Below are 11,652 nucleotides of genomic sequence, written 5' to 3' on the forward strand. Positions count from 1 at the left end.
GGGACATGGACACAGTCGATCTCAAGCTTGCCCAGGACTGCGAGGCATTGGCCGTCGCCGCGAGCGAAGGCGTGGCCTGGCTGAAGGATGCGGCCGACCAATCGCCGACCGTGGCGCAACAGGCGCCGTCGCTGGTGAGCGAGCTGCAAAAGGTCCGCAATCAGAGCCGCAAGCTCGCGCGCGCCGCCCGCCGCCGCATGTGCGTGGGCGTGTTCGGCCCCAGCCAGGCCGGCAAGTCCTACCTCGTCTCCATCCTCGCGAGCCGCGACGGCCGCCCGCTGCAGGCGCGTTTCGCCGACAAGACCTACGACTTCCTGCGCGACATCAATCCGCCGGGCAATCGCGAGTCGACCGGCCTGGTCACGCGCTTCGGCCTCGGGCTCAGCGATGGCTCGCCCGACTTCCCGGTAAAGGTCCGTCTGCTCACGCAGACCGACATCGTGAAGATCCTGGGCAATTCCTTCCTGCTCGACTTCGATCACCAGAAGGCCGAGTTCGTGCGGCCCGACGGCGCCGCGATCCGCAAGCGCCTGGCCGACCTGCGCGCCAAGGCCCAGCCGGCGCCGGTCGGCGATCTCGAGTCAGACGACGTGCTCGACCTGATCGAGTATTTCGACACCTTCTTCGCCGGCGTCACCGCCGAGCTGCGCACCGATTTCTGGCGCGAGGCGATCGATCTCGCACCGCGCCTGTCGGGACAGGACCGTGCCCGCCTGTGGTCGGTGCTGTGGTACGACTTCCAGCCCTTCACCGAGCTTTACCTCACGCTCTACGAGGGACTGCAGAAGCTCGGCCATGCGCCCGAGGCTCTGCTGGGCATGGAGGCGCTGATCCCGCGCGAGAAGAGCATCGTCGACGTGCTGACTCTCGATCGGCTGGGCACCGATGCCGACGATCCGCTGCTGGTGCGTCCGCGCCGCGCCGACGGCCGTTCCGCGTCCGACGCGCGCCTGCCGCGCTCGCTGGTCTGCGCCCTCACCGCCGAGCTGAATGTCGCGATCGACGAGAAGCCGTGGGACTTCTTTGACCACACAGACCTGCTCGACTTCCCGGGGGCCCGGTCGCGGCTGAAGCTCGCCAATCTCGACGATGTCGCCAAGTCCAAGGGCGTGGCCGAGGGTGCGAACCCGCTGCGCGAGCTGCTGCTGCGCGGCAAGGTTGCCTACCTCTTCCAGCGCTACTCGGCCGAGCGCGAACTCAGCGCCATCCTGCTGTGCATTCCCGACGGCAATCAGGAGGTCCGCGACCTCTCCGACATGATGTCGGCGTGGATCGACCAGACGATCGGCGCCACGCCGGCGGATCGCGCCAAGCAGAAGAACGCGCTGTTCCTCGTGCTCACCAAGATGGACCGCGAGTTCGAGCAGAAGGCCGGTGAGACCGAGGAGTCGCGCCGCCTGCGCTGGAGCGCACGCCTCGGCAACTCGCTGGTCAACAATTTCCGCGGCGAGTGGCCGCTCGACTGGAACGGCAGGCCTTTCAACAACAGCTTCTGGCTGCGCAACCCGACCGTCATCGACGAGCGGCTGATGGACTATGACGGCGGCCGCGAGATCGGTATTGCCGAGTCCTTCGCCCAGCGCGCCGGCGAACTGCGCCGCCACTTCGTCGAGAACGAGGATGTGCGGCGCCACTTCGCCGATCCGGCGCTGGCCTGGGACGAGGCGTTTCGCGCCAACGATGGCGGCGTGGCGCATCTGGTGAAGAGCCTGATCCCGGTCTGCGACCCGGCGATCAAGCGTGCCCAGGTGCGCGGCCAGCTCGAGGTCCAGCTGCGCCGTCTGGTCGACCGGCTGGCCGGCTTCCACAGCGCCTCCGACGGCGATGCCCGCACCAAGAAGCGTGACCTCATCCATACGGTCCTACGCGGTCTCGCCAACGTCATTCAGCAGCAGCTGTTCGGCGAGCTGGTCGCCGCGCTGCAGGTCGCCGACACGGCCTTGCGCGAGATCTATTTCCGCATCGCCACCGCCCGTCCGTCGGACGAGGGCCTCGGCCGGAACGGCAAGCCCGCGGGCGCCACGGCGCAGTCGACCGGTGCCGCCGTCGATCTTGGCGCCATCTTCGCCGACGTGTTCGGCGAGGAGCCGGGCCGCTCCGCGCCGCCCTCCGGCGTACTCGAGGATCGTGCCGAGCGGTTTGCCCGGGAGGCCGCGGACTACTGGCTTGAGAACATGCGCCGCGTCGGATCCGACGAGAAGGCGCTGTCGCATTTCGGCGTGGACCGCCAGCATCTCGGCTGGCTGATCGACGAGTTGATCGTGGGCGCGCATCGGCTGAAGCTGATCGACCAGCTCTCCCACGAAGTGCGTGAGCTCGAGAACGCCGCCAACGCCAAGTGGGAGGAAATCGCCGAGCGCCAGGTGCGCACGGCCTCCTCGGCGCTGAACGGCTATGTGAGCGCACTGGGCTTCGACAAGCTGCCGCTCGACCAGCGCCCCGGCCTGCCGCCGAACGCACCGCTGCGCCGCGTGTTCGAGCAGCCGACGGTCATGATCGACGGCATTCCACAGCTCAGCGAGAATCCGGCGCCGATCTATGCCGATTACTGCAAGGACTGGATGCGTGCCTTCCTGCAGCTCGCGATGGACAATGTCGGTTACGAAGGCGGACGCGAGATCACGCCCGAGCAGAACGACCGGCTCGGCGCCATCCTGCGTACCGTGGCAGCGTAGAGCGTTTCAATGCCCGTTCGCGCGACCATCACCCCGCTGCCGGAACCCGGTCACGCGCTGTTGCGCGTGAGCGAACTCGACGCCGCCGCCGAAGGACTCACCCTCTCGATCCAGCGCCAGCAGGGGCCGGATACGCACCTGGCCGACGATGGCTGGCGCCGCACCGAGACCTGGTTGATGCCCGACGAGGTGCGGCGCAACGGCGAGGTCCTCGAATTCCATCTCGGCCCCGAGATCTGCGACCGTCTGGCCGGCATCGCGACCGTCCGCCTGCGCGTGCGCGAGCCCGACATCGGTGTCGTCGGCACCACGGTCGTGGCCTGGCCTGCGATGCTGACCTCGGGCGCCGCCGGCGCCTCCGGCAGCTACGACGACACCGTGCGGCTTCGCGGACGGCAGGCACCGCCCCCGGCGCCCGAGCCGGAACTGCCGCCCCCGCTCGAGGTCGCCCCCGAACCGCCACCCCCACCGCCGCCTCGTCCAGACCTGCGGGCGGCGCGCGATCCCATGGCCGATCTTCCGAAGCGCTCCGCCGCGACGGGCTGGATGATCGCCGCCGTGCTGATCCTCATCGCGGTGGGCGGCGGCTATTACTACTGGACCAACCATCTCCATCCGCCGGAGCCCGTCGTCGCCGCGGCACCGCCGCCTGCGCCCACCCCCCTTCAGCCGCCGGCCCCGCAACCACCCGCGAAGTCGGTGCGCGAGACGGTGGCCGAGTATCTGGCGACCAAGCCGGCGCCCGATGCAATGCTGGCCAAGGCGCGCGACTTCGCCAAGGCGGGCGACACGGGCGCCGCCTTCCTGGTCTTCCGCCAGGCTGCCGAACAGGGCAATGCCGCCGCCCAGGTCGAGCTGGCGTCGTTCTACGATCCGACGATCGCCGCCAAAAGCGGCTTCCCGCACGATGGCGCCCAGGCCGCGGACTGGTACGAGCGCGCCGCGCTGACGGGCCTCGCGGAAGCCCAGCGCAAACTCGGCCTCCTGTTGGCCAAGGGCGGCGCCGGCCTCACCGCCGATGTGACAAAGGCCAAGGTCTGGCTGCAACAGGCAGCGGCCCAGAACGATGCCGATGCGAAGAAGGCGCTGGACGGTCTCCCGAAATGAAGATGAGCCTGTTGCTGCCGGTGACGGCGGTGTTCCTTGCCGGACCTGCGCACGCACAAACGGCGAATAAACCTGCGAGCCCGCCGCCGCCGAGCAGTCTGACCTGTGGCGTCCTGAAAGCCGAAACCACGAAGACGGGCTCGACATCGAACTGGACCGTCTCCGGGCCTTCGGGAAAGAACACGGAGACCGGCGTGCTCAAGAGCGGCCCGCGCTTCGACTGTCTCGATGGCGCCGTGCTGACCGTCGAATTCACGTCGACGGCCGGGCACTCCTTCTTCGACGCGTATTTCCCCGACGGCACCAACATCGGCTACGGCCGCCAGCAGATCGACCGTCGCGGCAACCGCTTCGTCCTGCCGATCCAGGCCAAGGCCCGCATCGCCGCGCCGTATCGGACGGCCTTCGACTATCACTGCAAGCTGAGCATGCCGGCCGATCCGATCACGCCGGCCATGCGCGCGGAGTGCGCTCCCTGAATTCCCTTGTCAGCAGGCACGCATATTGCACCTACTGTGCGTCTGCCTAACTCGGGGGAAATGTGATGAAGAGCAAGATTGCCGCCGGGCTGACCGCCCTTGTCCTTGCAGGCTCCGCCCTGCTGGCCATTCAACCCGCCCTGGCACAGGGGGCGATCGACAACAGCTCGCTCGCCTCCGCTTCCTTCCGCGAGCACAAGCGCACCTTCGGGCTGGTCTACACGCTGCCGAAGGAAGTGAACGATCTCCTGTCCATCACGATCGGCGGGCTATTGCGCGAGAAGCTCCTGAACGCGAACCTCATCGACGAGGCGCTGCGCTTCAACATCCCGCACGTCACGGTGCTGCACATCCACAACGCCGATCCGACGACGCCGGACAAGATGCTGAAGGCCATGCCGAAGCTGCCGCCGGTCCTCAACGTCACGCTCAAGACCTTCTATACGACCGAAGCGGCCAAGGGCGCCGGCCATCCCTGGTGGCTCGACCTCGGCATCGTGAAGGAAGGCGCAAGCTTCGAGGCCATGATGGCCTTCAATACGCTCGCCACGTCGGCGCTGACGCCGCTGCGCGACGGTCCGCTGCCGCGCGTCACCGGGCCGGTCTATGCGGCAATGGGCGATGCCGGCAAGGAACTCGTCCAGACGGTCGGCGTGAGCGGCATCAATACCGTGAAGGACGGCAAGGAACTGCGTCCGCACAATCCGCACAACACGCTGGTCTACTCGATGGCGAAGTTCACGCCGGAGATCCAGGCGGCCTTCAACCAGACCGCCGCCGAGTTCAACCAGATCCTGCCCGACGGTATCCCGACCGCGTTCAAGACGGTATCGATCGTCGAGCTGGGCTTCGCCGGCAACGTCCTGCGCGAGATTTATCGCCTGAGCCTCGAGGACGGCTCCGTGATCAACGTCGCGACGGGCGCCAAGGTCGCGAAGTAGCTCCGGAGCGAACGCCCCGTCTTTATGGCGGGGCTATGCCGGCCGGCGTCCCGCCCTCTCGAATTCCTACGGGACCCTCCGCCATATCGGAGGCGTCCCGGAGGAACTTCAGATGCTCGACATCCCGTCTCTTGCGCCCGACGACCCGTCGGGCGCCCTCGTCGATCAGGTCATGGCGGTCGCTCACCTGCCGCCCACGGCGAACGTCGTCGTGATCGGCCACCACACCTTGCCTATTGTTCTCGCCCTGATGCATCGCGGCTGCGCGTGCGTACGCAGCTTGCGCCCAGACGTGGCATCGCCAGATGGCGAAGCCGCCGACCTGGCCTGGATCGTCGATGTCGCCAACGAAAACGAGCTTTGCGAAGCCTTGCAGGCCGCGCACCGCCGGACCGGCGCCAAAGGTCGCGTGATCATCACGGACCGGCTTGTCGTCAGACCAGCCGATACCCCACACCCGGCTCGGTGAGTACGTGCTGCGGCGAGGCCGGATCGGTCTCGATCTTCTGGCGAAGCTGGCGGATATAAACCCGCAGATATTGCGGATCGACCGCCTCGTCGCGCCACACTTCGCGCAGCAGGTGGCGATGCGTCAGCACCTTGCCGGCATGGATCGCGAGCTGTTCGAGGATGTCATATTCCTTGGGCGACAGCTTCACCGCCTCGCCGTCCCGCTCGACCAGGCGGCGCACCAGATCGACCTTGAGCGTGCCGCTGGAGAAAGACCGGTCCGCGCCCTGCTGTTGCAGCCGGTGACGCAACGCCGCGCGCAGGCGCGCCATCAGTTCCTCGGCGCCAAACGGCTTGGTGACATAGTCGTCGGCGCCGGAATCGAGGGCCGCCACCTTGGCCGACTCGTCTCCACGACCCGACAGCACCACGATCGGCACCGGCGCCAGCTTGCGGATGTCGGCGATCAGCTCGAGCCCGTCGCGATCAGGCAGGCCGAGATCGAGCAGGACCAGATCGGGCCGGTGGTGCCGCATCGCCTGCAGGGCCTCGGCGCCCGTTCCGGCTTCCAGGATTCGGTAGTCGTGCGCCACCAGGGTCGTGCGCAGCAGCCGGCGGATCGGCGGCTCGTCCTCGACGATCAGGATGGTGGCACCGTCAGCCGTCATTTTGAGGATACCGGAAAACTCACCACGAACTCCGCTCCGCTGCGATCCTCGCGATTGCGCGCCGTGAGCGTGCCGCCCATGGCTTCGACCAAACCGCGGGCGATGGCAAGCCCCAGTCCGGTGCCGGCGCGGCGCCGATCCCCCGACTCGGCGCGATAGAACTTCTCGAAGATGCGTTCGAGATCGGCCTCGGCGAGGCCCGGCCCCTCGTCGCGCACGATGATCTCAATCCTGGATCCGGCGAGCCTTGCCTCCACCGAGAGACGGCCGGCCGGCGGGGAATACTTGGCGGCATTGTCGAGCAGGTTGAACAGCGCCTGCTCGGCCAGCACGAAGTCGAGCGGCACGGAAGGCAGCGCCGGCGGCACGATGCTGGAGACCTCGTGGCCAGACAGCAGCGGCGCGGCGCGGCGCAAGGCGGTCGAGACCAGGTCGCCCACTTCCACGGCCTCGCGCTTGGGGACGATGGCACCGGCATCGAGGCGCGTCATGTCGAGCAGGTTGCCGACGAAGCGGTCGAGCCGTTCGGCCTCGCCCTGGGCCGTCGCCAGCAGTTCTTCGCGTGCCGCTGCATCGTAACGCGCGCCGAAGCTGCGCAGGCTGGAGAGTGCGCCAATGATCGAAGCGAGCGGCGTGCGCAGATCGTGCGACACCGAGGTGAGCATCGCCGAGCGCAGCCGCTCGCGCTCCGCGCCCAGCCGCGCCTGGTCGATATCCTCGGCCAGTGTCACGCGCTCGATGGCGACGGCCGCCTGGTTGCCGACGGCTTCGAGAAGCCGACGCTCGCCGGCCGAGAGCTCGTGACCTTCCTTGCTGGGCAGTACGCCGATGACCGCGATGGCGGAGCGGCTGGTGCGGATGGGCACGAACAGCCAGCGCCCGCCGGGCAGGGTGTCGGTGCCGCGCCCCGACGGTCGGTCGGCATCCCACGACCAGCGCGCGGCCGCGAGGTCGGCATCGCTCAGCGCGCCATCGGGCGGAAAGGCCGCCCGGGTGGTGAGCTGGCCCTCCTCCGGCATCAGCACCACGATCTCGGCCTGCAGCAGGCGCGCCAGGTGCGAGACCACGATCCACAGGAGATCGTAGAGTTCGACGACACCCGCGATCTTGCGGCTGAAAGCGTAGAGCCCGGCGGTGGTGCGCGCCTCGCGACGCGCCGACTCGGTCTGCGTGCGCGTCCGTGCCGCCAGCGCGCTCGCGATGACCGCGACGACGACGAACAGGAAGAGCGCCATCACGTTGGCCGGGTCGGCGATCGTGAATTGATACAGCGGCGGCAGGAAGAAGAAGTTGAAGCAGGCCACGCTCAGCGCCGAGACCCAGAGCGACGGCACCAGCCCGTGGCGTGCGGCGGAAAACAATACGGGCAGTACATAGACGAGCGAGATGTTGGGCAGCACGATCAGTCGATCGATCAGCACGCCGGCGACGGTCGCGACCGCCGTCGCCAGGCTACCCTCGAGATAGGGACCCGGCGTCAGCGGCACGTCGCGCAGCCAGTCGCGCGGGCCGCCCTTCTGCTCTCCCTCGGCCGAGGGCGCCACCTCGACGGCGAGGCCCGAGCCCGAGCGCACCAGCTCGTCGACCACCGAGCCGTGGCGCAGTTCGAACCAGCGCGACCGCCGCGACTTGCCGACCACCACGCGGGTCGCGTTACGCGAGCGCGCGAAGGCCACGATCTCCTCGACGACCGAGCGGCCCGGTACGGTCACGACCTCGGCGCCGAGGCGGGCCGCCAGACGCTGGGCCTCGGCGAGGCGCGCATGTTCGGCCTCAGAGAGCGTGGCGTGACGGTCGGTCTCGACATAGAGCGCGATCAGCTCGGCATCGAGCGCGTCGGCGCTGCGCTTGGCGGCGCGCACGGCGTTGGCCGCCCCCGGCCCGGGATCGAGGCAGACGATGACCCGCTCGCCCGCCGCCCAGGGTCCGGCGATGGCGTGCTCGCGCATGTAGCTGCGCATCTGCTCGTCGACGCGGACGGCGGTGCGCCGCAGCGCCAGTTCGCGCAGCGCCGTCAGGTTGCCGGGCGAGAAATAGTGGCGCAGCGCGCGCTGCGCCTGGTCGCGGACATAGACCTTCCCTTCGGCGAGGCGCGCGATCAGGTCGGCCGGGGTCAGGTCGATCAGCTCGACCTCGTCGGCGGCATCGACGACATGGTCCGGTACCGTCTCGCGCACGCGGATGCGCGTGATGCGGGCGACCACGTCGTTCAGGCTCTCGATATGCTGGACGTTCAGGGTCGAATAGACGTCGATGCCGGCCGCCAGGAGCTCCTCTACATCGAGGTAGCGCTTGGGATGGCGGCTGCCTTCGGCATTGGTGTGGGCGAGCTCGTCGACCAGGACCAGGGCCGGCCGCCGCTTCAGGATGGCGTCGAGGTCCATCTCCCCGATGGTGCGGCCGCGATAGTCGACGGAGCGGCGCGGCAGGATCTCGAGCCCCTTGAGCTGCGCCTCGGTCTCGACCCGGCCATGCGTCTCGACGACGCCGACCACCACGTCGCAACCCTCGCGCAGGCGGCGATGGGCGGCCGACAGCATCTCCCAGGTCTTGCCGACGCCGGGCGCGGCGCCGAGGAAGATCTTGTGCTTGCCGCGCGACTCCTTCTCCGCCGCCTTCAGGAGCGCGTCGGGCGAGGGCCGCAGATCGTCAACGGCGGTGGGCATTCTGCCGGATCATTGTCACCGCTTGGGCAGCGCGTCGAGGGCGAGGTTGAGCTGCAGCACGTTCACCCGCGGCTCGCCCAGCAGCCCGTACATGCGGCCCTCGGTCTGCTGCGCCACCAGCGCCTGCACCTGGGCCTCGGGCAGGCCCCGCGCCCTGGCGACGCGCGCCACCTGCCAGGCCGCAGCCTCCGGCGAGATGTGCGGATCGAGGCCGCTGCCCGAGGTCGTGACCAGATCGACCGGCACGCCCTTGCCGAGCTTGTCGGCATCCTCCCGGACCCGGTCGACCAGCCCCTTCGAGGTCGGCCCGAGATTGGAGCCCATGGAGTTGGCCGCGTTGTAAGGCGCCGCAACGGTCTTGGTCGAATCCGCCGGATCGGTATCGGTCGTCGCCGAGGGACGGCCGTGGAAATAGGTCTCGCCGGTGAAGGACTGGCCGATCAGGCTCGAGCCCACGACCTTGCCATCTTTCTGGAGGAGCGAGCCGCCGGCCTGGCCGGGAAAGGCCGCACCGGCAACGCCCACCATCGCGAGCGGATAGGCGATGCCCAGCAGGACGGTCATCAGGACCAGCATGACGAGCGACGCACGGAAATGACGAAGCATGACTGTCTCCTTCAGGCGAGGCCGGTGGCCGCGACCACCACGTCGATCAATTTGATGCCGACGAAGGGCACGACCAGGCCGCCTATTCCATAGATCAGCAGATTGCGCCGCAGCAGCGCGGCGGCCCCGCTTGGCCGGTACTGCACGCCGCGCAGCGCCAGCGGGATCAGTGCCACGATGATCAGCGCGTTGAAGATGATCGCCGACAGGATGGCGCTCTGCGGCGTCGCCAGTCCCATGACGTTCAGCACGCCGAGCTGCGGGTAGAAGGCGATGAACATCGCCGGGATGATGGCGAAGTACTTCGCCACGTCGTTGGCGATCGAGAAGGTGGTGAGCGCACCGCGGGTCATCAGCAGCTGCTTGCCGATGGCCACGATCTCGATGAGCTTGGTCGGATCGCTGTCGAGATCGACCATGTTGCCGGCCTCGCGCGCGGCATTGGTGCCGGTCTGCATGGCGACGCCGACATCGGCCTGGGCGAGCGCCGGAGCATCGTTGGTGCCGTCGCCGCACATCGCCACCAGCTTGCCCTTGGCCTGCTCCTCGCGGATCAGGCGCAGCTTGGCCTCGGGCGTGGCCTGCGCGAGGAAATCGTCGACGCCGGCCTCGGCGGCGATCGCCGCCGCCGTCTGCGGATTGTCGCCGGTGATCATCACGGTGCGGATGCCCATGGCGCGCAGCTCGGCGAAGCGCTCGCGGATGCCGCCCTTAACGATGTCCTTCAGGTAGACGACGCCCAGGATGCGGCCGTTGCGCGACACGCCGAGCGGCGTGCCGCCCTCCTTGGCGATGGTGGTGGCGATGCGGTTCACCTCCTCGACCGGTGGCGTGATGCCGAGCGAGCGCGCATGCTCGATCACCGAATCGACGGCGCCCTTGCGGATGACCGCGCCCTCGTGGTCGACGCCGCTCATGCGCGTCTGGGCGGTGAAGGGCACGAACTGCCCGTGCAACTCGGCCACGTCGACGCCGCGCAGGCCATACTTCTCCTTGGCCAGCACGACGATCGAGCGGCCCTCCGGAGTCTCGTCGGCCAGGCTGGCGAGCTGAGCCACCCGCGCCACCTCGTCCTCGGTCACGCCCGTCACCGGGATGAACTGCGTGGCATGGCGGTTGCCGAGCGTGATGGTGCCGGTCTTGTCGAGCAGCAGCGTGTCGACGTCGCCCGCGGCCTCGACGGCACGGCCGGAGGTCGCCAGCACGTTGAAGCGCACCAGCCGGTTCATGCCGGCGATGCCGATGGCCGACAACAAGGCACCGATGGTCGTGGGGATCAGCGTGACGAACAGCGCGATCAGCACGACGACAGAGACCGCGCCGCCGGCATAGGTCGCGAAGCTCGGGATGGTCACGACGGCCAGCACGAAGATCAGCGTGAGGCCGGCCAGCAGGACGCTGAGCGCCAGCTCGTTGGGCGTCTTCTGGCGCGCCGCGCCCTCCACCAGCGCGATCATGCGATCGAGAAAGCTCGATCCCTCCTCGGCGGTGATGCGCACCTTGATGCGGTCCGACAGGACACGCGTGCCGCCCGTGACGGCCGAGCGGTCGCCGCCGGCCTCGCGGATCACGGGCGCCGATTCGCCGGTGATGGCCGATTCGTCGATCGTCGCCACGCCCTCGATGATCTCACCGTCGCCCGGCACCAGGTCGCCGGCCTCGACCAGCACCTTCTCGCCAACCTTCAAGGTATGCGCGCGCCGCGGCTCGAACGTGTCGCCGACGCCCAGCAGCACCTTGGCCATGGTCTCGCTGCGCATGCGGCGCAGCGTGTCGGCCTGCGCCTTGCCGCGGCCTTCGGCGACCGCCTCGGCGAAGGTGGCGAACAGCACGGTGATCCACAGCCAGACCACGATCTGGATCTGGAAGCCGCTTCCGGCCACGCCGGTCGCCACATCGCGCACGGTGAGGACGGTGGCGACGAGCGCCACCATCTCGACGGTGAACATCACCGGGTTCTTCACCAGCTCGCGCGGATCGAGCTTGGCAAAGCTGTCCAGCAGCGCCGGTTTCAGGATCGCGGGGTCGAGGAGCGACTGCGACTTATCACGTTTACTCAT

At 68.5% G+C, this 11,652-nt stretch carries 9 protein-coding genes; 5 read left to right on the plus strand and 4 right to left on the minus strand.

The window, feature by feature from the left end:
* Nucleotides 1-5 precede the first annotated feature (5 nt).
* The 5 genes from ACO07I_RS13290 (at nucleotide 6) to ACO07I_RS13310 (ending at nucleotide 5,671) form a co-directional block, all read left to right on the plus strand.
* Complete coding sequence (locus tag ACO07I_RS13290; RefSeq protein ID WP_422018046.1) at nucleotides 6-2,675, plus strand: virulence factor SrfC family protein; 2,670 nt, start codon at nucleotides 6-8, stop codon at nucleotides 2,673-2,675.
* A 9-nt stretch (nucleotides 2,676-2,684) separates the two neighbouring features.
* On the plus strand, nucleotides 2,685-3,782 hold the full coding sequence (locus ACO07I_RS13295; RefSeq protein WP_422018048.1) for a tetratricopeptide repeat protein: 1,098 nt from the start codon (nucleotides 2,685-2,687) through the stop codon (nucleotides 3,780-3,782).
* Between the two features lie 2 nt (nucleotides 3,783-3,784).
* Nucleotides 3,785-4,261, plus strand: coding sequence for a hypothetical protein (locus ACO07I_RS13300; protein WP_422018050.1), 477 nt, complete (start codon nucleotides 3,785-3,787; stop codon nucleotides 4,259-4,261).
* Between the two features lie 65 nt (nucleotides 4,262-4,326).
* Complete coding sequence (locus ACO07I_RS13305) at nucleotides 4,327-5,202, plus strand: hypothetical protein (protein WP_422018052.1); 876 nt, start codon at nucleotides 4,327-4,329, stop codon at nucleotides 5,200-5,202.
* Nucleotides 5,203-5,314: 112 nt separating this feature from the next.
* Entirely contained in the window at nucleotides 5,315-5,671 is a 357-nt protein-coding gene (locus ACO07I_RS13310) for a hypothetical protein (RefSeq protein ID WP_422018054.1), read from the plus strand.
* Here ACO07I_RS13310 and ACO07I_RS13315 read toward each other — a convergent pair.
* Genes ACO07I_RS13315 through kdpB form a run of 4 tightly spaced genes read right to left on the minus strand, consistent with a single transcriptional unit; the run spans nucleotide 5,637 to nucleotide 11,652 of the window.
* Nucleotides 5,637-6,320, minus strand: a complete 684-nt coding sequence (locus ACO07I_RS13315) for a response regulator (protein ID WP_422018056.1) — start codon at nucleotides 6,318-6,320, stop codon at nucleotides 5,637-5,639. The genes ACO07I_RS13310 and ACO07I_RS13315 overlap by 35 nt on opposite strands.
* A complete protein-coding gene (locus tag ACO07I_RS13320) occupies nucleotides 6,317-8,986 on the minus strand; it encodes a DUF4118 domain-containing protein (protein WP_422018058.1) in 2,670 nt (889 codons plus the stop codon). The genes ACO07I_RS13315 and ACO07I_RS13320 overlap by 4 nt, the downstream gene beginning before the upstream one ends.
* Before the next feature lie 15 nt (nucleotides 8,987-9,001).
* Entirely contained in the window at nucleotides 9,002-9,592 is a 591-nt protein-coding gene (kdpC, locus tag ACO07I_RS13325; RefSeq protein WP_422018060.1) for a potassium-transporting ATPase subunit KdpC, read from the minus strand.
* A gap of 11 nt (nucleotides 9,593-9,603) precedes the next feature.
* Complete coding sequence (gene kdpB, locus ACO07I_RS13330; protein ID WP_422018062.1) at nucleotides 9,604-11,652, minus strand: potassium-transporting ATPase subunit KdpB; 2,049 nt, start codon at nucleotides 11,650-11,652, stop codon at nucleotides 9,604-9,606.

It is taken from the genome of Reyranella sp., from assembly GCF_965227665.1.
Classification (GTDB): domain Bacteria; phylum Pseudomonadota; class Alphaproteobacteria; order Reyranellales; family Reyranellaceae; genus Reyranella.

Coding starts and splice junctions, on each gene's coding strand:
- ACO07I_RS13295 (WP_422018048.1), top strand. CDS start 2,685: ATGCCCGTTCGCGCGACCATCACCCCGCTGCCGGAACCCGGTCACGCG.
- kdpC (WP_422018060.1), bottom strand. CDS start 9,592: ATGCTTCGTCATTTCCGTGCGTCGCTCGTCATGCTGGTCCTGATGACC.
- ACO07I_RS13300 (WP_422018050.1), top strand. CDS start 3,785: ATGAGCCTGTTGCTGCCGGTGACGGCGGTGTTCCTTGCCGGACCTGCG.
- ACO07I_RS13320 (WP_422018058.1), bottom strand. CDS start 8,986: ATGCCCACCGCCGTTGACGATCTGCGGCCCTCGCCCGACGCGCTCCTG.
- ACO07I_RS13310 (WP_422018054.1), top strand. CDS start 5,315: ATGCTCGACATCCCGTCTCTTGCGCCCGACGACCCGTCGGGCGCCCTC.
- ACO07I_RS13290 (WP_422018046.1), top strand. CDS start 6: ATGGACACAGTCGATCTCAAGCTTGCCCAGGACTGCGAGGCATTGGCC.
- kdpB (WP_422018062.1), bottom strand. CDS start 11,652: ATGAGTAAACGTGATAAGTCGCAGTCGCTCCTCGACCCCGCGATCCTG.
- ACO07I_RS13305 (WP_422018052.1), top strand. CDS start 4,327: ATGAAGAGCAAGATTGCCGCCGGGCTGACCGCCCTTGTCCTTGCAGGC.
- ACO07I_RS13315 (WP_422018056.1), bottom strand. CDS start 6,320: ATGACGGCTGACGGTGCCACCATCCTGATCGTCGAGGACGAGCCGCCG.